The 25,450-nt window shown below is 64.1% G+C and carries 22 protein-coding genes; 16 read left to right on the plus strand and 6 right to left on the minus strand.

What is annotated here, in order from left to right:
* Positions 1–60: 60 nt before the first annotated feature.
* From AB7245_RS16955 to cydB, 11 genes are all read left to right on the plus strand, one after another.
* On the plus strand, positions 61–561 hold the full coding sequence (locus AB7245_RS16955) for a Dps family protein (RefSeq protein WP_063986515.1): 501 nt from the start codon (positions 61–63) through the stop codon (positions 559–561).
* A gap of 38 nt (positions 562–599) precedes the next feature.
* Positions 600–1,223: a histidine kinase dimerization/phosphoacceptor domain -containing protein gene (locus AB7245_RS16960; RefSeq protein ID WP_085401763.1), complete on the plus strand. Its 624-nt coding sequence runs from the start codon at positions 600–602 to the stop codon at positions 1,221–1,223.
* 137 nt (positions 1,224–1,360) lie between these two features.
* Entirely contained in the window at positions 1,361–1,960 is a 600-nt protein-coding gene (locus tag AB7245_RS16965) for an HdeD family acid-resistance protein (protein ID WP_085401762.1), read from the plus strand.
* A gap of 3 nt (positions 1,961–1,963) precedes the next feature.
* Positions 1,964–2,800: a formate dehydrogenase accessory sulfurtransferase FdhD gene (fdhD, locus tag AB7245_RS16970; RefSeq protein WP_085401761.1), complete on the plus strand. Its 837-nt coding sequence runs from the start codon at positions 1,964–1,966 to the stop codon at positions 2,798–2,800.
* An 18-nt stretch (positions 2,801–2,818) separates the two neighbouring features.
* Positions 2,819–3,484, plus strand: a complete 666-nt coding sequence (locus AB7245_RS16975) for a YoaK family protein (RefSeq protein ID WP_085401760.1) — start codon at positions 2,819–2,821, stop codon at positions 3,482–3,484.
* Between the two features lie 164 nt (positions 3,485–3,648).
* Positions 3,649–5,085, plus strand: coding sequence for a class II fumarate hydratase (fumC, locus tag AB7245_RS16980; protein WP_085401759.1), 1,437 nt, complete (start codon positions 3,649–3,651; stop codon positions 5,083–5,085).
* A 13-nt stretch (positions 5,086–5,098) separates the two neighbouring features.
* Positions 5,099–5,524, plus strand: a complete 426-nt coding sequence (locus AB7245_RS16985; protein WP_085401758.1) for a hypothetical protein — start codon at positions 5,099–5,101, stop codon at positions 5,522–5,524.
* Positions 5,521–5,925, plus strand: coding sequence for a hypothetical protein (locus tag AB7245_RS16990; protein WP_085401757.1), 405 nt, complete (start codon positions 5,521–5,523; stop codon positions 5,923–5,925). Before AB7245_RS16985 ends, AB7245_RS16990 begins: the two co-directional genes overlap by 4 nt.
* 42 nt (positions 5,926–5,967) lie before the next feature.
* On the plus strand, positions 5,968–7,506 hold the full coding sequence (gene mqo / locus AB7245_RS16995; RefSeq protein ID WP_085401756.1) for a malate dehydrogenase (quinone): 1,539 nt from the start codon (positions 5,968–5,970) through the stop codon (positions 7,504–7,506).
* Between the two features lie 18 nt (positions 7,507–7,524).
* Positions 7,525–8,934, plus strand: coding sequence for a cytochrome ubiquinol oxidase subunit I (locus AB7245_RS17000; RefSeq protein WP_085401755.1), 1,410 nt, complete (start codon positions 7,525–7,527; stop codon positions 8,932–8,934).
* Between the two features lie 2 nt (positions 8,935–8,936).
* The gene (gene cydB, locus AB7245_RS17005; protein WP_085401754.1) at positions 8,937–9,923 is read left to right on the plus strand and encodes a cytochrome d ubiquinol oxidase subunit II; all 987 of its coding nucleotides are present in this window, start codon (positions 8,937–8,939) and stop codon (positions 9,921–9,923) included.
* A 94-nt stretch (positions 9,924–10,017) separates the two neighbouring features.
* Here the strand turns inward: cydB and AB7245_RS17010 are convergent, their stop codons facing one another.
* Complete coding sequence (locus tag AB7245_RS17010) at positions 10,018–11,265, minus strand: oxalate decarboxylase family bicupin (RefSeq protein ID WP_085401753.1); 1,248 nt, start codon at positions 11,263–11,265, stop codon at positions 10,018–10,020.
* 240 nt (positions 11,266–11,505) lie between these two features.
* On the opposite strand from AB7245_RS17010, the gene AB7245_RS17015 reads away from it, so the two are divergent.
* Positions 11,506–13,797, plus strand: a complete 2,292-nt coding sequence (locus AB7245_RS17015; protein ID WP_085401752.1) for an FdhF/YdeP family oxidoreductase — start codon at positions 11,506–11,508, stop codon at positions 13,795–13,797.
* An 11-nt stretch (positions 13,798–13,808) separates the two neighbouring features.
* Here the strand turns inward: AB7245_RS17015 and AB7245_RS17020 are convergent, their stop codons facing one another.
* From AB7245_RS17020 to AB7245_RS17035, 4 genes are all read right to left on the minus strand, one after another.
* Entirely contained in the window at positions 13,809–15,764 is a 1,956-nt protein-coding gene (locus AB7245_RS17020; protein ID WP_245344106.1) for a PAS domain-containing sensor histidine kinase, read from the minus strand.
* A gap of 168 nt (positions 15,765–15,932) precedes the next feature.
* The gene (locus AB7245_RS17025; protein ID WP_085401751.1) at positions 15,933–16,349 is read right to left on the minus strand and encodes a thioesterase family protein; all 417 of its coding nucleotides are present in this window, start codon (positions 16,347–16,349) and stop codon (positions 15,933–15,935) included.
* Positions 16,336–19,479: an efflux RND transporter permease subunit gene (locus AB7245_RS17030; protein ID WP_085401750.1), complete on the minus strand. Its 3,144-nt coding sequence runs from the start codon at positions 19,477–19,479 to the stop codon at positions 16,336–16,338. Before AB7245_RS17030 ends, AB7245_RS17025 begins: the two co-directional genes overlap by 14 nt.
* Positions 19,476–20,648, minus strand: a complete 1,173-nt coding sequence (locus AB7245_RS17035) for an efflux RND transporter periplasmic adaptor subunit (RefSeq protein ID WP_085401749.1) — start codon at positions 20,646–20,648, stop codon at positions 19,476–19,478. The genes AB7245_RS17030 and AB7245_RS17035 overlap by 4 nt, the downstream gene beginning before the upstream one ends.
* Before the next feature lie 23 nt (positions 20,649–20,671).
* Between AB7245_RS17035 and AB7245_RS17040 the strand changes: the two genes are divergently transcribed.
* The gene (locus tag AB7245_RS17040) at positions 20,672–21,076 is read left to right on the plus strand and encodes a hypothetical protein (protein ID WP_085401748.1); all 405 of its coding nucleotides are present in this window, start codon (positions 20,672–20,674) and stop codon (positions 21,074–21,076) included.
* Positions 21,077–21,412: 336 nt separating this feature from the next.
* On the opposite strand, the gene AB7245_RS17045 is transcribed toward AB7245_RS17040, so the two are convergent.
* Positions 21,413–21,754: a hypothetical protein gene (locus AB7245_RS17045; protein ID WP_085401747.1), complete on the minus strand. Its 342-nt coding sequence runs from the start codon at positions 21,752–21,754 to the stop codon at positions 21,413–21,415.
* A gap of 305 nt (positions 21,755–22,059) precedes the next feature.
* Here AB7245_RS17045 and AB7245_RS17050 point away from each other — a divergent pair, with 305 nt between their 5' ends.
* The 3 genes from AB7245_RS17050 to mdcA all read left to right on the plus strand — a co-directional run bounded on the left by AB7245_RS17050 (position 22,060) and on the right by mdcA (position 25,449).
* Positions 22,060–22,845, plus strand: coding sequence for an alpha/beta hydrolase (locus AB7245_RS17050; RefSeq protein ID WP_071915311.1), 786 nt, complete (start codon positions 22,060–22,062; stop codon positions 22,843–22,845).
* Between the two features lie 94 nt (positions 22,846–22,939).
* Positions 22,940–23,806: an MBL fold metallo-hydrolase gene (locus AB7245_RS17055; protein ID WP_135215368.1), complete on the plus strand. Its 867-nt coding sequence runs from the start codon at positions 22,940–22,942 to the stop codon at positions 23,804–23,806.
* A complete protein-coding gene (gene mdcA / locus AB7245_RS17060; RefSeq protein WP_085401745.1) occupies positions 23,803–25,449 on the plus strand; it encodes a malonate decarboxylase subunit alpha in 1,647 nt (548 codons plus the stop codon). The genes AB7245_RS17055 and mdcA overlap by 4 nt, the downstream gene beginning before the upstream one ends.
* Position 25,450: the final 1 nt, after the last annotated feature.

Consider the following 25,450-nt stretch of genomic DNA (forward strand, 5'->3'; position numbering starts at 1 on the left):
AAGATTCCTCGCGCACCGCGCGGTTAGATGTTTCCAACCTCCAACACAAGGATGCCGACCATGACCAAAGCAGACCTCCAAAGCCCGACGGATCTCGGAGCGAATGCGAACCGGGACGTTCCAGCCGCGCTGAGAGCGCTGCTCGCCGACGTTTTCGCTCTCTACCTGAAGACCAAGAACTTCCACTGGCACGTGTCGGGCAGCCACTTTCGCGACTACCACCTTATGCTCGACGAGCAGGCCGACCAAATCTTCGCCATGACTGACGACATCGCCGAACGCGCACGCAAGATCGGCGGCACGACGCTACGCTCGATCGGCCACATCGCGCGCGAGCAGCGCATTCTCGACAACGATGCCGACTATGTCGATCCGCAGGACATGCTCGCCGAGCTGCGCAGCGACAACCAGCAGCTAACGCGGGAAATGCGCCGGGTCCACGAGCTCTGCGACGAGTACGGCGATGTCGCCACCGCGAGCGTCCTGGAAAACTGGATCGACGAAACGGAACGGCGCATCTGGTTCCTCTACGAGACCGGCCGAAGCGGCCAGAACCCGTAAGTGCAAAGCACGCCGTTGGGCCGGGAGGCGGGTAAAGGATGAGCAGCCTCTCGGAACTCCTGCCGGATGGCGGCGTCAAGGCGGAGCGCCTGCTGCTGCGTGAGCTCGCGCACCGGATCGACGACGAGCTCGCCTCGGCGATTGATCTGGTGGCGCAGGCGGCCGATCGTTGCGACGGCATCGAAGCGAGGGCGACCCTCGCTTCCGTGCAGGACCGGCTGGAAGGTCATGCACAACTTCACCACGCGCTGCAAATGCCGCAGTTCACCACCACCGTCGATCTGGCGGCCTATCTTCAGCAATTGTGCCGGTCGATCAGCCGCTCGAGCCTCGAAGACAAGGGTATTGCGCTCTCGCTGCTGCTGCATCCGCTGCAGATGAGTTCCGAGCGCTGCTGGCTGCTGGGGATGATCGTCTTCGAACTGATCACCGGTGCGGTGCGCCACGTGTCCCACTGCGGAGCAGGCGCCATTCGTCTCGAAGTATGGCTCACGGCGACGTCGGTTGCGTGCAGCATCATGGACAACGGCTCGTCCGACGAAAGTCGGTACCGGGAAGAGGACCGCTCCATCGTCGAGACGCTTGCGGCGCGTCTGCACGGGACCATCGACGTCCGCGGCGGCTCCGACGGGTTCAGGACCGTCGTGACCATCCCGCGCTAGTCGCGATCCTCGCGCAACGGTCCGTATCGTGCGGATCAAATAATATCGCTGCGTCCTCGAAAGATGAGTTGGGACAGATCTCGATACGCTTGCCCTATTCATGATCTGCGGATCGTCGTGCGAACAAGGGTCAAGCCATGACGGACATGTCGAACTCGAAGGCCTCGCTCGGATGGGCCATCCACGCCATCACCGGAAAATGGGGCTGGTTCGTTGCGCTGGGTGTCGGCGAACTGATCCTCGGCGGTGTTGCATCTGCCAATCTGATGGCGGCGAACCTCGCGTCCGTACTGGTCATCGGCGCCACCATGGCGGTCGCTGGCATTTTCCAGATCGTGCAAGCGTTTTCAGTGCGCGGCTTGCGAGGATTCCTGCTTTGGCTACTGGCCGGGATCGTCTATGCGGCCGCCGGGGCCATCATACTCTACGATCCGATCCTGGCTTCGTTCACGCTGTCTCTCGCAGTGTGCGCCTTCCTGGTCGTAGCCGGGGTGATAAGGATCTGGGCCGGTTTCCATATCCGGCCGGCCGCGGGCTGGCGTTGGATCGTGGCTGCGGGCGTCCTGACCTTCTGCGTCGGTGTCATGCTGGTTGCGGCTTGGCCCGCCATCGGTTTGTGGCTGCTTGGTGTGATGCTGGTCGTCGACCTGATCTTCCAGGGATGGGGATTCATCGCATTCGGGATCGCGCTCAAGAGCCGCGCGTCGCGCCATTCGCCCCAGCCGGCGACGGTATGAGTCATGGCGAAAGGCTCGACATTCACGCGGCATTGGGAGATTGCCTGGCGCGGCGGTCAGACGAAGTCGACCTCGCGGCTGGTTGCCGAGGAGACCGCGATCGCGCTCACCTATAACGGTTCGACCCAGGCGGTGATGATGGGCACGCCGGGAGATCTGGAGGATTTCGGTATCGGCTTCAGCCTCACCGAGGCCATCGTCGAACGTGCGAGCGAGATCAGCAGCATCGAGCTGATCCCGAACGATCTCGGCGTCGAGGTTCGGATGTGGCTCGATGGTGACCGCGCGGCATCCCTGGCTGCACGGCGCCGAACCATCAGCGGCCCCGTTGGCTGCGGGCTATGCGGCATCGAGAGCCTCGAACAGGCTCGCCGCGCGCCGGCGCGGGTGAAGGGCCGGGGCATCGTTTTCCACGCGCGCGACTTGCTGGGCGCCATGCAGGCCCTTTCTCCGCACCAAATCCTGAATCAGCAAACGCGGGCCGTCCACGCGGCGGCCTTCTGGCATCCGCGGGCCGGCGTCGGCCTGGTCAGAGAGGACGTCGGCCGGCACAATGCGCTCGACAAGCTCGCCGGTGCGATCGTACGCGAGGGGAGATCGGCGTGCGATGGCGCCGTGCTGCTGACCAGCCGGGTTTCGGTCGAGATGGTGCAGAAAGCGGCGATGCTCGGCGCACCGGTCATCGTGGCCGTATCCGCACCCACCGCACTCGCGATCAAGACCGCGGATGAAGCGGGGATCACGCTGCTCGCGATCGCGCGCGATGACGGATACGGCGTATTCACGCACCCGCGTCGCGTTCTGCTGCCGGATCAGGCCGCAACGCACGCCGGCTGCTGACCTCGCGGGGCGGCGCACATGGCGATGCAAGCCGTATCTCCGGAACCGGTCGCCGAGACCGGAAGCGTCGTCCATGCTGCGGAGCGATCGGTTCTCGTGGCGTCTCTTCTGAGCATGACGGGCGGCTTTCTCGACGCCTTTACATGGCTCTCACTCGGCGGCGTGTTTGCAAGCTCGCAAACCGGCAATGTCATCTTCCTCGGCATCGACGCCATGTCCGGGCAATGGCGGCAGGCAACCCATCATCTTCTTCCCCTTGCCGCCTTTCTGCTCGGCGCATCGCTGGCAATCCGCCTCAAGGCACCGCTGCTCTGCCTCGCCGGAGAGATCGTCTGCCTGGTCGCAGTGATGCTGTTGTTTCATCGGATTCCGGACATGATCACGATCCTCGGAATCTCCTTCGGCGCCGCGCTGCAGTCGGCCAGCTTCAGGCAGGTCGAGCGCTGGAAATATCTCACCGTCACCGTCACCGGCAACATGCTCCGTGCCCTCGATCAATCAGTTGCGTCCGATCGCGATGCGGCGCGCGGCACCGCAGTCATGCTTCTGGTCTGCCTGATGTTCCTGTCGGGGGCCGCCATCGGGGCCTGCGTGACGAAATGGCTGCACGCCTGGAGCCTTGTCCTGCCGATCGCATCGTCGGTGAGCGTTCTTTGGCTCTGCCGGCCACAGCTGCGAAGCTGAACCGTCGATCTACGTCCCATGATTTTGCTCGTTGACGGTGCGGAGCGCGCACCATGCCATTCGGCAAAAGGACGTTCATTCACGGAAGCATGCGCGTCATGCGGTGCATACACTTTCTAGCAGCGCCGAGATGGCCTTTCGACGTCAACTGCCAAGAGGCACGGATGAACAACCTTCGCAAAGAGACGGACAGCCTGGGTGAAGTGGACGTTGCCGCGGATAAGCTCTGGGGGGCGCAGACGCAGCGTTCGCTCGAGCATTTCAGCATCGGCAAGGACCTGATGCCGCGCGAAATGATCCAGTCCTACGCGATCCTGAAGAAGGCGGCCGCGGACGCCAATTGCGCCGGCGGCCGTCTCGACGGCAAGGTCCACAAGCTGATCGCGCATGTCTGCGACGAGATCCTCTCCGGCCAGCATCAGGACATGTTTCCGCTTCACGTCTGGATGACGGGCAGCGGAACGCAGTTCAACATGAACGTGAACGAGGTGATTTCGAACCGATCCTGCCAGCTTGCGGGCACGCCGCTCGGGAGCAAGCACCCGGTTCATCCGAACGATCACGTCAATATGTCGCAATCGTCAAACGACAGCTTTCCCTCGGCCATGTACATCGCAGCCGCGATGAACGTGACCGGGCGGCTCGTTCCGGCGGTCGAGGCGTTGCACGACGCAATCGCGGCAAAATCGAGCCAGTGGGACGACGTCGTGAAGATCGGCCGGACCCACATGCAGGACGCGACCCCCCTGACGCTCGGGCAGGAATGGTCCGGCTACGCCGGCATGCTCGCCGACGATCTGGCCCGCATCGACGACGCGCTCAAGGGCGTCTTCCGGCTCGCCCTGGGCGGCACGGCCGTCGGCACCGGCATCAATGCCGCGCCGGGCTTCGCCGAGGCCGTCGCCGCGGAAATCGCGCGGCTGACGGGGCTGCCCTTCGTCAGCGCACCGAACAAGTTTGCCGTCCAAGGTGCGCATGACGCGCTGGTGCAGCTATCCGGCACGCTCCGCACGCTCGCGGGGTCGCTCTACAAGATCGCGAACGACATCCGTCTGATGTCCTGCGGCCCGCGCGCGGGCTTCGCCGAATTGCTGATCCCCGAGAACGAGCCGGGTTCGTCGATCATGCCGGGCAAGGTCAACCCGACGCAGGCCGAAGCACTGACGATGATCGCCGTGCAGGTGATGGCGAACGACGTCGCCGTCGGGTTCGGCGGAGCCGGCGGCTATCTGGAAATGAACGTCTACAAGCCGCTGATCATCCACAACATCGCGCAGTCCGTTACCATCCTGACCGATGGTTGCACCAATTTCCGCACCTTCCTCGTCGAGGGCACCGAGCCGAACCACAGGAAGATCAAGGAGTATGTCGAGAGATCGCTGATGCTCGTGACTGCGCTGGCGCCCGTGATCGGCTACGACAAGGCGTCGCACATCGCGCACTATGCGATGGACAACGATCTCACGCTGAAGTCGGCGGCGCTCAAGCTCGGTTTCGTGACCGAGCCGGAGTTCGACCGCATCGTGGATCCCGCCAAGATGGTCAAGCCCTATGTGGCGGAGATCAAGGTGCCGCTCGCAATCGGCGCGAAGGCCGGCTGAAGGGACGGCGGCAATGATCCGGTGCGTCAGACTCTGGACGGGTGCGGATGGCAAGTCGCACTTCGAGGATGGCGTCGTCGAGCTCGCGCGCGGGGCGAGGGGCAATGCGCTCAGCGCAAAGCTTCGGATCGATGCCGCTTCGTTCCACGAAACGGATGCAGATCCGAAACTCGGCTGGCATCCCGACGCGGCGCGCCAACTCGTCATGTCCCTGAGCGGGACGCTACGGTTCGAAACGGCGGATGGAAGCTTCACGCTGCGCCCGGGCGATGTCCTGTTCACGGAAGATACCGGTGGGACGGGCCACAATTGGACCATGACGGACGAGGCGCCGTGGCGGCGCCTCTACACGGTTCTCGAGCCGGACGCCGAGGTGCCGTTCCGGTCCGAACGACGCCGCGCAGGCGGCGCAACCACAATGCAAGGAGAGACACGATGATCCGCTGTGTGCGCCTATGGACCGGAGAGGACAACAACTCGCATTTCGAGGAAGGCTTCCTCGAAATGGAGCCGGGACAGCGCGGCGACTTCCTGACCGGAAAGATCGATGCCGCCAGCGTCTCCTTTCAGGAAACGGAATCGGGCGGAGCTTTCGCCTGGCACACCGCGCCGATCCGGCAGCTGGTGATCACGCTCAGCGGAACGCTCGATTTCCTGACGCGTGACGGCCACCACTTCCTGCTCCACCCCGGCAACATCCTGCTGGCGGAGGACACCGCCGGCTCGGGGCATAGCTGGAGATTGACCGACGATTCATCCTGGCGCCGTGCCTACGTGATCCTGCGCCCGGGAGCGGACGTGCCGTTCCGCGCCAAGGTGCGGCAATCGGTGCGGGCCTGATCGAGCCATCCAAAGCAGCAACACCCGACGAAGGAAATAGCCATGTCAGCAGCTTCCGACCGCGAAACTGATGTCGTCCTCATTGGCGCCGGCATCATGAGCGCGACCCTCGGCGTCTTTCTCAAGGAGCTCGAGCCCTCTCTGTCGATCCAGATGTGCGAGATTCTCGGGGATTGCGCGCAGGAAAGCTCCGACTCCTGGAACAATGCCGGTACCGGCCACGCGGCGAACTGCGAGATGAACTATACGCCGCAGCGGCCCGACGGCAGCATCGACATCTCCAAGGCGCTCCAGGTCAATGTCGAGTTCGATCTGTCCCGGCAGTTCTGGTCCTACCTGATCGGTCGCGGAGCGATCGCGGATCCGCAAGCGTTCATCCATCCGGTGCCGCATATGAGCTTCGTGCACGGCGCGGAGAACGTCGAATTTCTCCGGAAACGGTTCAAGGCGATGTCGGCCCATCATTGCTATGAGGGGATGGAGCATACCGAGGATTCCAAGAAGATTGCCGAATGGGCGCCGCTGGTGATGGACGGACGGAGTGGCGACGAGCCGGTTGCCGCAACACGGATCATCACCGGCACCGACGTCGATTACGGCTCGTTGACGCATCTGCTGGTCAAGCATCTGGTCAGCCAGCCGGGCTGTGCGGTCCACTACAACAGCTGCGTCACCGGTCTTGACCGGGAGCAGGGCGGCCGGTGGCGCGTCGAAGTGCGGGACACCGCGAGCGGCGAGACGCGATCGGTGCGCGCAAAATTCGTCTTCATCGGTGCCGGCGGCGGTGCGCTGCCATTGCTGGAGAAATCCGGTATCCCGGAGGGGCGCGGCTATGGTGGTTTCCCGGTCAGCGGGATCTGGCTGCGCTGCGATGATCCCGAGATCAACAAGCGTCACCATGCCAAGGTCTACGGCAAGGCCGCGGTCGGCTCCCCGCCGATGTCGGTGCCGCATCTCGATACACGGGTGATCGGCGGCCAGCACTCGTTGTTGTTCGGTCCCTATGCCGGCTTCTCGAGCAAATTCCTCAAGCACGGCTCGCTGCTGGATCTCTTCGAGTCCATTCGTCCCGCCAACGTCAAGCCGCTGCTTTCGGTGGCGCGCGACAATTTCGATCTCACCGAATACCTGGTCGGGCAGGTGCTGCAATCCGAGGGCCACCGGCTCGCGGCGCTCGACGAATATTTCCCGAAGGCCGACCCGAAGGACTGGAGATTGCAGGTCGCGGGCCAGCGGGTCCAGATCATCAAGCCCAATGTCAAGCGTGGTGGGTTGCTCGAGTTCGGGACCGAGCTCGTCGGCGCGGACGATCATTCGCTGGTGGCCCTGCTCGGTGCTTCACCGGGGGCGTCCACCGCCGCGTTCATCGCCATCAGCGTGCTCGAGAAGTGCTTCGCCGGCGAGCTGACGGCAAGCGCCTGGCTGCCCAAGCTGAAGCAGATCATCCCGTCCTATGGCGTGTCGCTGATCGACGATGCGGATTTCTGCCGCCAGATTCGTGCAGCGACCGCTGCGGTCCTCAAGGTCGACAACATTCCGCAGCCGGCCGCACGCGCGCCGGCGGCCGCGAAGCGGGCGTGAACCAACGGAGAATGTTCGATGGACCCGACGGCGCTCCTTCTGTCGCGGCTGCAATTCGCCTTCACCATCTCGTTCCACATCATCTTCCCGGCGTTCACGATCGGGCTTGCCGCCTGGCTCACCGTGCTCGAAGCGATGCACCAGTACAGTGGCAAGCCCGTCTACCGGACCCTGTTCGCGTTCTGGCTGAAGATCTTCGGCGTGGCGTTCGGCATGGGCGTCGTATCGGGCGTGGTGATGGCGTTTCAGTTTGGAACGAACTGGAGCGTGCTCTCGAAGATGTCGGGCCCGATCCAGGGCCCGCTGCTCTCCTACGAGACCTTCACCGCCTTCATGCTGGAAGCGGCCTTTTTCGGCATCCTCATCTTCGGTCGCCCCCGGGTGCCGCCCTGGTTCTACCTGTTCTCGACGGCGATGGTCGCGCTCGGGACGACGCTTTCGGCGTTCTGGATCATGGTCAACAACAGCTGGATGCAGGTGCCGACCGGCTACGTCCTGCAGAACGACCAGTTCGTGCCTGATGACTGGACGCAGATCATCTTCAATCGCGTGGTCTGGGTCCGGTTTCCGCATATGCTGCTCGCGTCCTACCTGACCGGCGCGTTCTGCGTGGCGGCAACCGGCGCGTGGTATCTGCTGCGGCGGACCTATCGCCCCGAGGCCCATGTCATGCTGCGGATGGGCCTTGCGCTTGCGGCGGTGCTGCTGCCAGTCCAGCTCTTCATCGGGCATCTCGTCGGCGACTATGTCCACGATTACCAGCCGGCCAAGTTCGCCGCGATCGAGGCGCGCTGGCATGACGAGCAGCCGGCCTCCGAGGTGCTGATCGCGATCCCGGATTCGAGCACCGAATCGAACAAATATGCGATATCGATTCCGGTGCTCGGGAGCATCATCGGCAGCATGAGCCTGACGTCGAAAGAGGTCGGCCTCACCAGCTTCGCGCCGCAGGACCGGCCGCCGGTGTTGATCCCGTTCTTTGCCTTCCGCATCATGGTCGGCTGCGGCTTCGTGATGCTGGGATTGGCCTGGCTCGGGACCTGGCTCGGCCTCAAGCATCGGCTCGATCGGAACCGCCTCTTGCTGTGGGGCATCTTCCTCAGCTTCCCGCTGCCGTGGGTCGCGATTCTCACCGGCTGGTACACCGCGGAAGTGGGGCGCCAGCCATGGACGGTCTATGGCGTGTTGCGGACTGCAGACGCCGTGACGCCGTTCCTGACCGCGTCGGCTGCGATGACTTCCTTGATCCTGTTCGTCGCGGTCTACGCCTTCATCTTCTCATTCGGGACGTATTACATCTATAAGCTGCTGCGTGCCGGCCCGGCGGGACTCGGCGGCAGGCCGCTCCACGTTCCCGTGCCCAATCGGCCGATGTCGCTCGCCGATCAGGTGCCCTCCGCACGCAGCTATCTCGGGGCGGGAGAATAGCCATGGTGATGTACTGGGTTGCCCTTCTTGCCATCAGCATCCTGATCTATCTCCTCCTCGACGGGTTCGATCTTGGCGTCGGCATGCTGTTCAGCGTGGCCGGCGGCGAGTCGCAGCGGGATGCCATGCTGAGCACGGTCGCTCCGGTCTGGGACGGCAATGAAACTTGGCTGATCGTCACGGGCGTGATCATGTGGGGCTCGTTCCCGGTGGTCTACGCCATGGTGATGTCGGCCTTCTATATCCCCGTTCTCGTAATGCTGCTCGGATTGATCCTGCGCGGCGTGGCGTTCGAGTTTCGCGGCAAGGCGCTCAGTTCGCGCTGGGTCTGGGACGTCAGCTTCGTCGTGGGCTCGTTTGCCGCCAGCTTCATGCAGGGCGCGATGGTCGGCGCTCTCGTCGAAGGGCTCCAGTTCTCCAACGGCGATTATACCGGCGGAACGCTCGGCTGGCTGACCGCCTTTTCCGCGCTGTGCGGGATCGGGCTCTGCTTCGGCTATTCGCTGCTCGGCGCCTGCTGGCTGGTGAGGAAGTGCGACGGTCCCGTTCGGGATGTCGCACGGCGCCAGATCCCGCCGCTGGCGATCGGCGTCCTGGTCTTCCTGGTCATCGTCTTTGCGTATGCACTTGTCGAACATCTTCCGATTCTGCAGCGCTGGACCGACCGGCCCTATCTGTTCGTGTTTCCCGTGATCGGCGCCGGTGCGGCCGCTGTGCTGGCCAAGAGCATCCTGCGCCATGACGACTATTGGCCGTTCCATATGGTCGCCCTGATCTTCGTCGCGGCTTTCGCCACGCTCGCCCTGTCGTTCTGGCCCTACATGATCCCGTTCGTCGTCACGATCGACGAGGCCGCGGCGCCTCATGCAAGTCTCGCATTCATGTTCTGGGGCGCCGGCCTGTTCGTATTCCCGCTGATGCTGCTCTATGTGGCGATCGGCTATCGCGTCTTCCGCGGCAAGTCGGCCCCTGCTGCCGATCACTACTGACGGCTGCACGCTCGAAGTTGCCGTGAGCTGCCACGGATAAAAGAAAGGCGCCGGTTTCGGCGCCTTTCTCGTTCAGAACTCTTGCGAGGCTGGTTCAGGATTTGGGCATGACGCCGGGGCTGTTGTCCGGCCATTGGGCGATCAGCTTCTCGTCGATGTTGAAGTGCTGGGCGACCAGCTTGGGTGGCGTGTGCGTCAGCCAGTAGGAGAGCGACACCTCCTCGTAGCGAGGGGCTCGAAACACGCCGACGAACTGCAGCTCGGTGTCGCCGACGTTCTCGACATAGTGGCCGAGATTGCGCCGGACATAGCCGATGTCGCCGGCCGCGAAGTCCGTCGTGAACGCATTGGGGCCGGTGTCGAACACCGTCATTCGCGCCTTGCCCTTGATGTAGTACTGCCACTCGTCGGCATTCGGATGCCAGTGCATCTCCCTGACAGCGCCCGGCGGCATCGACACCAGCGCCGCAGCGACGGTGGTGGCAACCTTGAAGGTCGTGCTGTCGGCGACGCGGATGCTGCCGGCGGAGCTCTCCTTGACCGGGGCCGAGCCGCCGAGCGAGTGGACGAAGGGGTAGGGCGGCGCTTCGGCGTGCTTCGCAACGGCTGCGCGATCGGCGGCGAGATCGCCGGGCACGGTCCCCTGGAAGATCCAGCGGTTGTGCAGCGGGATCTTTGCGAACGCATCGGCCGGAACACCGAAGTTCTTCGCCAGCACCTCGGGCGGCGTGTGGGCGAACCAGTCGGTCACCAGCAGCGTGTTGAATTCATTGGCGTGGCCGTCGTCGAAACAGATCACGAACTCGCAACCATCGGGGCCCAAGCCCTGCAGCGAATGCGGCGCGCCCGGCGGAAAATACCAGAGGTCGCCGACTTTGAGGTCGCCGACATAGGGACGCCCCTGCGTGTCGAGCACGGTGACGCGGCAGGAGCCGTAGGTCAGGATCGCCCATTCGGCAGCCTGGTGCCAATGCAGCTCGCGGATTCCGCCGGCAGCCAGCCGCATATTGACGCCGGAGATCTCTTTCGAGATGGCGAAATCCTCGACCGTGACCTGACGGGCCCAGCCGCCATTCTGGATGCGCCTCGGCGCATTGTTGAACGAGGCCCAATCCATCGGCAGGCCGCCGACGTCCGTCGGGGGCGGGGTTTGGGCTGAGGGGAAGTGCTTGGCAAGGTCTGGATCTTGAGGACCGGGATCGGACAGGCTTCCCGGGCTCTTGGCGTTCACGGCGCCTTGCGGCGGCTCGTCCGGATTGCCGAAAGTTGCGGCCTGCGCGCTGGAGCCGACCATGGCGGCGCCTGCCGCGGACATGGCCAGCAAATCACGTCTTGAGAACATCTTGGCTCGCTCCTGAAAAATGTCGAAAGCCCTCCGTAGCGACGGGGCTCCAACTCACAAACCTAGTTTCCGGTCGCCGTTTCAGCTTCCGTGAACGCGCTCTTTTTGCCGGAATGCACTGGCTGCTGCGCCCGGCTCCGAACATGTGCAATTGCGAAATTCGGCTTCGTTTTGAAAAGACGGCTCTGCCCGCACGATCCTTAACTGGCCCGGAGAATTGCCATATCGCGAGATATCGAGATGACAACGAAATCGGTTCGTCCCTACCGTGAACCCGCCGGCGGCTGGGGCGCACTCAAGGCGCTCAGCGAGGCGCTTCTGGTGCAGCGGGCGCCGCTGAAGGGTGCAGCGACGCTCAGCAGGATGAATCAGCCGGAGGGCTTTGATTGCCCCGGCTGCGCCTGGCCCGATCCGAAGCACACCTCGTCATTCGAATTCTGCGAGAACGGCGGCAAGGCGGTCGCCTGGGAGACGACATCGAAGCGCTGCACGCCCGAATTCTTTGCCGAGCACACCGTCACGGAGCTCGCGAGCTGGAACGATTACGATCTCGAAATGGTCGGTCGGCTCGCCCATCCGATGGCCTATGACGCCGCATCCGATCGCTATCTCCCGGTGCAGTGGAGCGATGCGTTCGCCATGATCGGCCGCGAGCTGAATGCGCTGCCGGATCCGAACATGGCGGAGTTCTATACGTCCGGGCGAACCTCGAACGAAGCCGCCTTCCTCTATCAGCTGTTCGTGCGCGAGTACGGCACCAACAACTTTCCCGACTGCTCGAACATGTGCCACGAGGCGACCAGCGTCGGCCTGCCGGAATCGCTCGGCGTCGGCAAGGGCACCGTGCTGCTGGAGGATTTCGACAAGGCCGATTGCATCTTCATCTTCGGCCAGAATCCGGGCACCAACAGCCCGCGGATGATGACCAGCCTGCGCAACGCGGCCCGCCGAGGGGCCTCGATCATCTCGTTCAATCCGTTCCGCGAGCGCGCGCTGGAGCGCTTCCAGGCGCCGCAGAGCCCGGTTGAGATGATCACGCTGTCGTCGACGACGATCAGCTCGAAGCTTTTCCAGGTGCGTGTCGGTGGCGACGTCGCCGTCCTCAAGGGGATCATGAAGATCCTCGTCGAAACGGACGAGGCCGCCCGTGCGGCCGAGCAGCCGGAGATCCTGGACTGGGATTTCATTCGCGGGCACACCGCCGGCATCGAAGCGCTGATCGGCGATCTCAAGCGAACGCAATGGCCCGACATCGAACGCCAGTCCGGCCTGACGCGCGAGGACCTGGAATATGCCGCCGGCGCCTATATGAAGGCGGAGCGCGCCATCCTTGTCTACGGCATGGGCATTACCCAGCACCAGCGTGGTGCGCACAACGTGCAGCAGATCGCCAATCTTGCGCTCTTGCGCGGCAATGTGGGACGCGACGGCGCCGGCGTTTGTCCGGTTCGCGGTCATTCCAACGTGCAGGGCGACCGAACCGTGGGGATCACGGAGATCCCCAAGGCGGATTTCCTCGAGCGCCTCGAGCACCGCTTCGGCTTCAAGCCGCCGAGCGCGCCGGGACACAACGTCGTGACGGCATTGGAGGCAATGATCCGCGGCGAGGTGAAGGTCTTTTTCGCGATGGGCGGCAACTTTGCCGCGGCCATACCCGACTGGCAGGCGACGCAGGCCGCGCTGCGCAAGCTCGATCTGACCGTCCACGTCTCCACGAAGCTCAACCGCAGCCATCTGATCCATGGCCGCGCTGCCCTGATCCTGCCGTGCCTCGGGCGAACCGAGATCGACATTCAGGATTCGGGGCCGCAGTCGATCACGGTCGAGGATTCGATGTCGATGGTCCACGCCTCGGGCGGTCGCAACAAGCCGGCATCGGAGCATCTTCTCAGCGAGGTCGCGATCATCGCAGGCCTCGCCAAGGCGACGCTCGGCGAGCGCACGGTGGTCGATTGGGACGGCTTTGTGGGCGACTACGATCGCATCCGGGATGCGATCGAGGCCGTCTTCCCTATCTTCGAGAGCTACAATGCCCGTATCCGCATTCCCGGCGGCTTCCATCTGACCTCGACCGCGCGGGAGCGCATCTGGGCAACGCCGTCCGGCAAGGCCAATTTCCTGGTGTTTGAGGGGTGTGGCGAGGACCCGCCGCAGGCCGATCCGGATTTCCTGTGGCTCAGCACGATACGCAGCCACGACCAGTACAACACGACGCTCTACTCGCTGTCGGACCGCTATCGCGGCGTCTTCGGCCAGCGCGACGTGGTCTTCCTCAACGAATATGAACTGAAGAAGCGCGGGCTCGCGGACGGCGATCGCGTCGACCTGATCACGGAGTCGACCGATGGCGCCGAGCGGATCGTGCGCAACTTCCGCGTGGTTGCGTATTCGTTTCCGACCGGCTGCTGTGCCGCGTACTATCCGGAGACCAATCCGCTGGTGCCGCTCTATGCCCGTGATCCCCTCAGCTTCACGCCGTCATTCAAGGGCATCCCGATCCGCCTGGTGCGCTCGACCGCCCCGGCGCAATAGAGCGGGCGGGGTCAGGCGTCGGCGTCCCGACCGGATGGCGGCGATGACGCCGGCGTCGCGATCGGCAGCGTAAACCAGAACCGGGCGCCGCGATCGGCGCCAAGGCCTTCGGCTTCGGTGCTAAGGCCTTCGGCGTCGATGCGGCCGCCATGCGCTTCGACGATGGACCGGCAGATCGGCAGTCCCATGCCCATGCCGGACTCCTTGGTCGTGAAAAAGCTTTCGAACACCCGGCCGGCATGTTCGGCGGAGATGCCGGGACCGTTGTCCTCCACGGAGCAGCACAGGGTCGTCACGTCCTGCGCGGCGGTGGTGATGACGATCTTGCCATGGTCGCGTCCCGCCTGCGCCATCGCTTGCACGGCGTTGATGGCCAGATTGACGATCACCTGCTGGAGCTGGGTGCGGTCGCCGAGCACGAGTGCAGCTTCCGCGTCGGGCCGGTGCAGGATCGTTACGCCGCGGGATTCCATCTCGTGGCGCAGGAACAGAAGCGCCTCGCGAATGACATCGTCAAGCGACAGAACGGCGCGCTCCGGCGCCTTGCGCGAAGCCATCCCGTGAACACGCGCCACGATGTCCGCGGCCCGCCTCGTATCCGTGGCCATATTTTCGATTGTACTGCGGACCTCGGCCATGTCGGGAATCGGCCTGTTCAACCAGCGCAGACCGGCAGCGGCGTTGGTCGCGATGGCGGCCAAAGGCTGGTTGACTTCGTGCGCGATGGAGGCGGTGAGCTCGCCGAGCATCGAGACGCGTGCCGCATGCGCGAACTCCGCCTGCACCTGCCGAAGCCTCTCCTGGGCGCGGACGCGTTGCGAGATGTCGATCGTGGCGACCAGGCTTATTTCGAGATCATTGATTGGGCCGACGCGGGCCGTTGTGAAGAGAACGTCGACGACGCGGCCGTCCCACGTCACCATCTTGGTTTCTTCCTCGAAGTTCGTTTCACCGCGAAAGCGGGACTCCATGGCCCGCCGAAACGTATCCGGGCGTGCCTTCCAGGTGTCGGACATGGAACGCCCGACATAGCCGTCGACGCCTCCTCCGAACATCTGGATGGCCCGTTCGTTGGCTTCCTGAAACGAGAGCGCGTCCATGCAGGTCCGGAGAAAGTCGGGATGGCTGTCGAAATAGCTGCCGAGGTCCTTGATGCCCTCGGCCCGCAGTTTTCGGAACAACACCACCAGTCTGCTGGCGTCGAGCTGACGGAGGGCGATCGGCATGCGGCCGAACAGGTGGCGGTAGCGCTGCTCGCTCCGCTCCAGCTCGGTGTGGTCCTTCTTCTGGGCGGTGATATCCATGACCGCGCCGATGAACCGAAATTGTCCGCGATCTTCTGACGTTCCACGGGCGACCACGCGAATGTGCCTGATCGAGCCATTGTTCAGGATCAGCCGATGTTCCAGGGAAAAGTCGTTCCTGTCGTTCGCGGCGCGATCGAGCGCCTCGCGTACGGCATTGAGATCGTCGGGATGCGTACGCTTCAGGATGGTGTCGAGCGACGGCGGCAAGGTCGGCTCGAGATCGAAGATCCTGAACGTCTCTTCGGACCAGAACAGCTCGCCGCTGGCGACGTTCCAGACAAAGCTGCCGGTGTGGCTGAGCTTCTGGGCCTCGGCGAGATAGGCGACCTGACGCCGCCGCAAGACGTCCTCTCGCTCGAGCCGGTGCTGCCGCCTGACCAAGCCGGCGATCGCAAGCAACGACAACACGAGAATGACGGCCAGCAGGGCGAGGGCGCTGGTGGTGAGGTCGATCCCGAGCAGGAAGCAAGTGAATGACAACACGCCGAGCGCGACGCCTCCCAGGACCCAAAGGGCGGGATGGGCGTAGCGCGAATGGTCGGGCCACGATGCGCGACAGACCATCCCCGTGTGACGGACCGTCGCGGGTTCCTTGCCTTCGTGAGCGAGTCCGGACTGGGCCAGCAGATTGAAGAGGTCCAAGAGATACTCGCCGGGCATGAGACCAATTCCCGAGCCCGGATGTCCGGACGCGGGATGCAAGCGATGTACCGCAGCGTGGAAAACCGGTCTTTTGCTTTTTCGCGGACCCTTTGTCAAAACGCACGGCGGCACCATGCGAGCCTGCGCCCAGATCCGGGATGTTGCCGCGGGAAGGATTCCGCGACCTTAGGCCAACGCCGCGGTGGGCCTCGTCACGCCGAAACGCCTTTCGAACTCGGCGACATCGACGACGCCGCGCCGATGGGTCCCGTCACCGATCTTGCGGCCGCCGTCCCAGGCCTCGACTTCGAACAGGACGCTCCTGGCTTCGACGGCGACGACCCGTGCGACCGCGCGCACGGTGCGGCCGACCGGCGTCGCCGCCAGATGACGGACGTTGACCATCATCCCGACGCTGACATAGCCGGTCGGCAGGGACGGCTGGATCGCCGATCCCGCCGCCATCTCCATGTGCAGGATCATCATCGGCGTGCCGTAGACTTCAGGCATTCCCGGCACCACGTGGCCGACCGTCATCTCGGCCGTGACGGTCACCAGCTTTTCCGCCGTCATGCCGACGCTCACCTGATCAAGCGGACTCATGGCCCAATCCCGCATCTGCTTCGCTCGTGGAGGGGGCGGGTGTCTCGACCGCATGCGGCTTGCGGTTGGTGAACCAATTGCCGAGCCGGTCGAGATAGAGATAGACCACGGGCGTGGTGTAGAGCGTCAGGATCTGCGAGAGCATCAAGCCGCCGACGATCGTGTAGCCGAGCGGCTGGCGCAGTTCGGCGCCGGTGCCGTTGCCGAGCATCAGAGGCACACCGCCGAGCAGCGCGGCCATGGTCGTCATCAGGATCGGGCGAAAGCGGAGCGTGCAGGCCTGGTAGATCGCTTCCTCAGGACTCAGCCCTTGATTGCGCTCCACCTCGAGGGCGAAGTCGACCAGCATGATGCCATTCTTCTTGACGATGCCGATCAGCAGGATGATGCCGATGATGGCGATGACGCTGAGATCCATGTGGACTGCCAGCAGCAACAGCAGCGCGCCGATGCCGGCGGAAGGCAGCGTCGACAGGATCGTGATCGGATGGATCAGGCTCTCATAGAGGACGCCGAGGATGATGTAGATCACGATCAGCGCCGCCCCGATCAGCAACGGTGTGCCGGACAGCGAAGACTGGAAGGCTTGCGCGTTGCCCTGGAACGAGGTCGACAGCGAGGCGGGCTTGCCGGTGTCCTTCTCGATCTTCTGGATCGCCGTCACCGCATCGCCCAGCGCTACGCCGGGCCGCAGGTTGAACGAGATCGTCACCGAGGGAAACAGGCCCTGGTGATTGATCAGAATCGGCGCCGGCATGATCACGCTGTGGACCAGCGTGCTTAAGGGGACCTGTTGGCCGGTCGCCGAGTTGAGATAGATGTCCTTGAGCGCGTCGGGCCCATACTGGAAGGCTGGATCGACCTCCATGACCACGTGGTATTGGTTCAGCGAGGTGAACATGGTGGAGACGATGCGCTGACCGTACGCGTCGTCGAGGGTGTTGTCGATCGTCGTGGGCAGGATGCCGAAGCTCGAGGCGACTTCGCGATTGACGGTGACCTGAAGCCTCGGGCCGGCATTGGCCTGGTCGCTCGCGACGTCGGTGACGAGGTCGAGCGCGCGGATCTTCTCCAGGAAGATCGCCGACCAGTGGTTGAGTTCGTTGGAATCGGCGTCCGTCAGCGTGAACTGATACTGCGTCTTCGACAGGCGCGCGCCGATCGTGATGTCCTGGGCCGACTGCATGTAAAGCTTGATGCCCTGGATATGGGCGAGCCGGGGTTCTAGCCGCGCGATCACCTGGTCGGCGCTGGCCTTGCGTTCGGGCTTCGGCTTCAGGACGATGAAGATGCGTCCCTGGTTGAGGGTCGCCGTCGGCCCGCCTGGACCGATATAGCTGGCCACCGATTGGATCGCCGGATCCTTTGACAGGATGTCGACGACCGCCTGCTGGCGTTCGGACATGGCGGGGAAGGAGATGTCCTGGGCAGCCTCGGTGATGCCGACGATCTGTCCGGTATCCTGTTGCGGGAAGAAGCCTTTCGGGATGATCACATAGAGATAGCCGGTCAGCGCGATCGTCGAGAGCATCACGAGCAGCGTCACGAAACGATGGCGCAGCACGATTCGCAGGCCGCGCGCGTACAGCGCAAGCAGGCCATCGAAGCCGCGCTCGAACAGGAGATAGAGCCGGCCGTGCTTTCTCCGCGATTCATCCTTCAGGAGGCGCGCGCACATCATCGGGGTCAAAGTGAGCGAGATCACCAGCGACAGCAGCAGCGAGGCGGTGATCGTGACGGCGAACTCCTGGAACAGCTTTCCGACGTAGCCGCCCATCAGGAACAGCGGGATGAACACCGCGATCAGCGACAGGGTGATGGAGACGATCGTGAAGCCGATTTCGCTGGAGCCTTTGAGCGCAGCCTCCATGGGCGTCATGCCCTGCTCGAGATGGCGCACGATGTTCTCGATCACCACCACGGCATCGTCGACCACGAATCCGACCGCGATCGACAGCGCCATCAGCGAGAGGTTGTCGAGACTGTAGCCGAGCACGTAGAGGACTGCGAAGGTGCCGATCAGCGCCAGCGGAACCGTGATCGCCGGGATGATGGTGGCCCAGAAATTCCTCAGGAACAGGAATATGACCATCACCACCAATGCGACCGTCAGCAGTAGCGTGAATTGCACATCGGTAACCGCGGCGCGAATCGTGGCGGTGCGGTCGGCGGCGATCGTCACCTTGATCGCCGGCGGAACGGAGGCCTGCAGCTGCGGCAGCAGTTTCTTGATGCGATCGACGGTTTCGATGACGTTGGCGCCGGGGACGCGCTGGACGGCGAGGATGACGGCGGGGTCCTTGCCGTACCAGCCGGCCAGCAGGTCGTTTTCGGGCGCCTCGATCGCCGAGCCGATGTCGCGCAGCCGCACCGGCGAGCCGTTGCGATAGGCGATGATGAGGGCTTCATAGGCGGCGGGCTTCAGCAACTGGTCGTTGGTATTGAGCGTATAAGTGACGCGCGGGCTGTTGAGCGTGCCCTTGGGCAGGTCGACATTGGCGCCGGCGATCACGGTGCGGACGTCTTCGAGGCCGATGCCGCGGGCGGCCAGCGCCTGCGGATTGACGCGGATGCGGATCGCGGGCTTCTGCTGGCCGCCGATTCCGACCAGGCCGACGCCTGGCACTTGGGAAATCTTGGGCAGCAGGATGTTTTCCGCGTAGGCATCCACCGTGGTCATCGGCAGCGAGTCCGACGTCAGCGCGATCAGCATGATCGGCGTTTCCGCCGGATTCACCTTCCTGATCGTCGGCGGGTAGGGGATGTTCTGCGGCAGGAACGGGCTCGCGGCATTGATCGCGGAGAGCACGTCGACCGCCGCGCTGTCCACCGTGCGCGACAGCTCGAACTGCACCGTGAGCTGGGCGACGCCGAGTGCGCTGGACGAGGTGAGCTGCGTGACGCCGGGGATCTGGCTGAGCTGCTGTTCGAGTGGCGTCGCGACCGACGAGGCGATGGTTCCGGGGTCGGCGCCGGGCAGTTGCGCCGAAATCTGGATCGTCGGGTAGTTGACGTTCGGCAGCGCGCCGACCGGCAGCAGGGGATAGGCCGCGAGGCCGCACAGCAGCAGGCCCGCCATCAGCAGAGCGGTTGCAATCGGCCGCAGGATGAAGGGCGCGGACAGGTTCATGGGAGCGCGTCCTGCACGGAGCTTTGCAGGTCGGCTTCGCGCGCGGCCTTGCCGTGCAGTTCCCGAACCTGGCTTCCTTCCGTCAGCCGATACTGACCGTCGACGACGACGGTATCGCCTGATTTCAGTCCCTGGTCGATCAGGGCCTGCCCCTCGCTGATCTGCGCGACGTGAACAGGACGCAAGGAAGCGGTCTGGTTCGGAGAGACGACATAGACATAGCTGCCGTTCGGGCCCTGCTGGACTGCGGAGCCGGCGACCGTCAGCGCATCCTTCTGAATCTTCAGCAGCAGCCGGGCATTCACCAGCTGTCCCGGCCACAGCCGGTGCTCGTGATTGGCGAATGTGGCCTTGAGCTGGACGGTGCCGGTCGTCCCTGCGATCTCGTTGTTGACGAGCAGCAGCGTGCCTTCGCCGAGCTTAATCTTGTTGTCCTGGCTGTAGGCGATGACCTTCAACTGGCCTTTTGCTTCGTGTTCCTGGATCACGGGCAGATCCGTCTGCGGAAGGGTGAACAGCAGCGAAATCGGCTCGATCTGGGTGACGACGACGAGACCGTTCGGGTCGGTCGGATGAATCACGTTGCCGACATCGATCTGGCGGACGCCGGTGATGCCGGGAATGGCCGATGTCAGGCGTGTGTAGCTGAGCTGGACGTTGGCCTCGTCGATCTGCGCCTGGTCCGCTTTCACGGCGGCCTTGAGTTGGGCCACCTGCGCGGTCTGCGTCTCGATCAGCTGCGGGGTCGCATAACCCTTGTCACCGAGTTTACTGTATCGGGAGAGATTGGCTTCGGCATTGGTGAGTTGGGCCTGATCTCGGTCGCGATTGGCCGTCAGCTGCTCGATCTGGGCCTCGTAGGGACGCGGGTCGATCTGGGCGAGCAGATCTCCGGCCTTGACGGTCTGTCCCTCGGTGAAGGCGATCTTGACGATCTGTCCCTGAATCTGGCTGCGCACGACATCGGTGTTGTAGGCGATCACGGTGCCGATGCCGCGCAGATAGATCGGAACGTCCTTGCCGGTGACCGCGGCGGTGACCACCGGTACGGCCGCGGGCACCGGCGCGGCGGCGACGACCGGCTTCCGGTCCGCGGCGAAGAACCAGAGGCCGGCTCCGACGAGAATCGCGGCGAGAGCGACAAGCGCGATGGCGAGATTTCGTTTCATGAGACCGTCCTGGATGTCAGGGATTGCTTGAGCCGCTGATCGAAGTCGTGCTGCCCGTTGCGGCAGGGCCTTGCACCGGGACGGACGGACTGATTCCGGCGCCGCCGAGCTCGGTGGCTCCGAGCGGTATCCCGACGCGTCCGACCGTCGATGCTGAAGGCAGCGGAGGCGCCGCCGTGATGCTGCCGTTGCAGGTGACGGATGAGCCCCCGGACAGTCCGCCGCCGTCGAACAAGGCTCCGGACGAGGCGGTATTGCCGGATCCGGCACAACCCGCCGTGCTTTGCGCCGGATTGAGCGGCGAAATGCCGGGTGTTGCGATCTCGGTCGATCCCAGCGGAACGCCGACGGGCCGCGTGGATTGCGGGTTGAGCGGCGACGTCGCCAGCATGCCGGTGGAAGGCTGCATTCCCGGCATGGTCGTTTGAGCGGACGTCGCAGCCGGGACGAGCCACAGCATGCCGGCCGTGAGTGCCACGGCGAGCGGTATCAGGGTGAACCGGTGCGAGCTGGATCTTCCCGAGCCGACGTCGTTCGATGGGTGCTGCTCTCGCATGAAAAATGCTCCGGCTGAATGCTGTCGAGCACTAGAGAGGTGCGGAACGGTGGGGTATTTCCAGAACGCACGTCCCGCTACCCGGCAGCACGACGACAACGGGCATTCGACGCATCGTAAGCGGGCATTCGTCTTCGTTCGGCCGCGTCGCCGAGTTGCCTCGCCGATGACAGCGCCGTTGGCCGGCTTTGGCTTCGGCTCGCTTTCGCTATTTCAGAATGGCCCGCACATGCGCGAGTTCCCGGCTGCATGTGCTTGTGTCGCCGTTTTGTTCGGCGGTACGTGCGCGATCAAGCGAATCCAGCGCATCCGCGAAAACCGCTCCGCGGCCGCCTTCGGCCTCTGCAATCGAGCGAGGCGTCGGTTGATGACTGCGCAGCGCGCTGAGGCTCTCCCGCTGCCAGCCGTGGGCGCCCGCGTCTTTTTCTATGGCCTGATCCAGCTGGATCTGGGTTTTCGCGATGTCGTCCGCACAAGTGCCTGCACGCGCAGGCGAAGCTGCGCACAACAGGATGAGAAGCGCGATCTGGAGATTTGCTGTGGATGTCATGTGTCCGATCCCATGCATGGAGTTTAATCAGCATCAGATGCGACCTCTTGAATGCCAAAGCGGATCGTTCGTCTTTCGCGTATGAACGCCGGCCGTTCACAGTAATGAGAGGTCTGTACGCCTGACATATGCGCTGCGCTTTGAAGTGCGCGCCCTAGCTAGGCAGTGTCCCGAGGATGCACGAGCAGCCGTTGTCGCGATCGGCATGTCCCGACGTGCGAAGTGGCAAGGGCCGTTGTTTGCCGAAATACGCCGGCGAGTGTCGACACTACTGTCGCACCATTCCAACCTGGAGTGATCCCGACATGAAACACCTCAACGCTGGCCTCGCCTTCGCTGCCGCTCTCTCCCTGTTCGCGACCGTCGCCCCGGCGCGCGCTGAACCCCCGAAGAACATCGTCCTGGTGCACGGCGCCTGGGTCGATGCGTCCGGCTGGAAGCCGGTCTACGAGATCCTGGTCAAGGAAGGCTTCCGCGTCAGCATGCTGCAGGAGCCCGAGACGTCGTTTGGCGATGATGTCACGGCGGCGAAGCGGCTGCTCGATCTCCAGAATGGCCCGACGCTTCTGGTCGGCCACAGCTATGGCGGCTCGATCATCACCGAGGCGGGTGTTCATCCCAATGTCGTCGGCCTGGTCTACGTCGCTGCGCATGCGCCCGACGTCGGAGAGGACGAAGCGGCGCTGGGCAAGAAGACGCCGAGCGTACTTGGAAAGACCGAAGGCGCCATCAAGGTCACGCCCGACAAATTCACCTATCTCGATCCCGTGCAATTCCCCAAGCTGTTCGCCCCCGATCTGCCGCGCGAGCAGGCGGAGTTCGAATCACGCTCCCAGGTTCTGGCCGCGACGCAGGTGTTCAGCACGCCGCTGACGGCGGCTGCGTGGAAGACCAAGCCGAGCTGGGGCATCGTTGCCGGCAACGACCAGATCATCAATCCGGATCTCGAGCGCTGGTATTACGAGCGCGCCAAGAGCCACACCACCGTGATCCCGGGTGCAAGCCACTCGGTCTACGAGTCGCATCCGAAGGAAGTGGCGGAGATCATCACCCGTGCCGCTCGCAGCATCGATCAACCGGCCACCCGCTGACGCGTTTTGCCGGTCCTGACGCACGGCCGGCAGAAGGAAGGACCGCGGGAGAGACAGCACTCCCGCCGGCCCGACTGCCCCTCCGGAGAATTCCATGAGCATGATCGAGACGACCGGCACGATCCTGGACTGGGTCGTGACGACGGTGAAGCGGGCTGGACTGAGCCGCGATCTGCCGTCCGGCAATCCGGACCTGATGTGGGTCGCGAATTCGTCGACTTTGATCTACGGCGAGCGGGATGCCATCCTCGTCGACACGTTCCTCACCGCCGGGCAGTCGAAGACGTTGCTGGATTGGGTCGTGTCGCGGGAGCGAAATCTGACCACGATCTACGTCACGCATGGCCACGGTGATCATTTCTTCGGTCTCGCGCCGCTGCTCGATCGCTTTCCGCGGGCACGGGCCGTGGCCGTTCCCGAGGTTGTCGACGAGATGAAGACGCAGCTTTCGCCGGCATCGCTCGACGGTTTCTGGCGCAAGCGCTTTCCGGGCGAGATCGCGCAGCGCCTGGTCGCTGCAGAGCCTCTCGAAGGCGAGCTCGCGCTCGAGGGACACAAGCTCGTCGTCATCGACATGGGACGAACCGACACGGCGCGCTCCACCGCCGTTCATGTCCCGTCTCTCGATCTGATCGTCGCCGGCGACACCACATACAACGGCATTCATCCTTATCTCGCCGAAACCGACACGCAGAGCCGGCTGGAATGGATCGCCGCGCTCGATCGGCTCGAAGCGTTGAAGCCGCGCTTCGTGGTGGCCGGACACAAGAAGCCGGAGAACGATGACAATCCGCGCAGCATCGCGGACACCCGGCAATATCTGCTCGATTTCAACCGCCTCGACCAGGCGACGATTTCTCCGCGCGAGCTCTACGACGCGATGCTTGCGCTTCATCCCGACCGTGCCAATCCGGGATCGCTCTGGAGCGGAGCCAACGCCGCAAAGGGGCCAAGGTCATGACGAGCTGGCAGAACAACCGCGCCGCGCGCGATGCCCGCATCGCGGCCGGTGCCGGACTTGCCCACGGCAAGGTCGTGGAAGCGTCCGACGCTACGCGTCTGCTGGAGGCCGTGATCCGGCCGGGCGACCGGGTTTGCCTCGAAGGCGATAACCAGAAGCAGGCGGATCTCTTGAGCCGCGCGCTGCTGGCGGTCGATCTGTCCAAGGTCAACGATCTGCACATGGTGCAGTCGGGCGTCGTTCTGCCCGAACATCTGGACCTGTTCGACCGCGGGGTCGCGAAGCGGCTCGACTATGCCTATTCCGGGCCGCAATCGGCGCGCATCGCGCGCATGCTGTTCGGCGGCAAGATCGAGCTGGGAGCAATTCACACCTATCTCGAACTGTTCGCGCGCTACTTCATCGATCTCACCCCGCACGTCGCCCTGATCGCCGCCGTCAGCGCCGACCGTGACGGCAACCTCTACACCGGCCCGAACACCGAGGACACGCCCACCGTGGTGGAGGCAACGGCGTTCAAGGACGGCGTCGTGATCGCCCAGGTCAACGAGATCGTCGAGACGGTTCCGCGGGTCGATATCCCGGCGGACCGCGTCCATTTCGTCGTCAAGTCCGACAAGCCGTTCTTCGTCGAGCCACTGTTCACGCGCGATCCGGCGGCGATCACCGAGGGGCAGATCCTGACCGCGATGCTCGCGATCAAGGGCATCTACGCGCCCTATGGCGTGCAGCGGATCAATCACGGGATCGGCTTCAGCACGGCCGCGATCGAGCTCCTGCTGCCGACGTTCGGCGAGAGGCTGGGCCTGAAGGGCAGGATCGCAACCCACTTCGCCTTGAATCCGCATCCCGCGCTCATTCCCGCGATCGAATCTGGTTGGGTCCGGCAAATCCACTCGTTCGGCTCGGAGGTCGGGATGGACGAGTACATCCGGGCGCGATCCGACATCTATTTCACCGGCCCCGACGGTTCGCTGCGTTCCAACCGCGCCTTTTGCCAGACCGCCGGGCTCTATGCCTGCGACATGTTCATCGGCTCCACGCTGCAGATCGATCTCCAGGGAAATTCTTCGACCATCACCACCTCGCGCATCGCCGGGTTCGGCGGCGCGCCGAACATGGGCGCGGACGCACGCGGGCGCAGGCATCCGAGCGAGCCCTGGCTGAAGGCCGGCGCGGAGGCCGATCCGGACAGCCCGGCTCCGTTGCGCCGGGGCCGCAAGCTGGTGGTGCAGATTGGCGAGACCTTCGGCGACAAGAATGTCCCGCTGTTCGTCGAGAAGCTCGATGCGATCGAGCTCGCCGAGAAGCTGAACCTCGAACTCGCGCCGGTGATGATCTACGGCGACGACGTCACGCACATCGTCACCGAGGAGGGCGTGGCGAACCTCCTGTTGTGCCGTACGGCGCAAGAGCGCGAGCAGGCGATCCGCGGCGTCGCCGGATACACCGATGTCGGTCGCGGGCGGGATCGCAGCATGGTCGCGCAGCTGCGCGAGCGCGGCGTGATCCGGCGGCCCGAAGATATCGGCATCAACCCGCTCGATGCGGATCGCAACATGCTGGCGGCGCGCTCGATCAAGGATCTCGTGCGCTGGTCGGGCGGGCTCTACGCACCGCCGTCGAAATTCAGGAACTGGTGAG

Origin of the sequence: Bradyrhizobium sp. 604_D8_N2_3, assembly GCF_051810765.1 — a bacterium.
Taxonomy (GTDB): domain Bacteria; phylum Pseudomonadota; class Alphaproteobacteria; order Rhizobiales; family Xanthobacteraceae; genus Bradyrhizobium; species Bradyrhizobium barranii.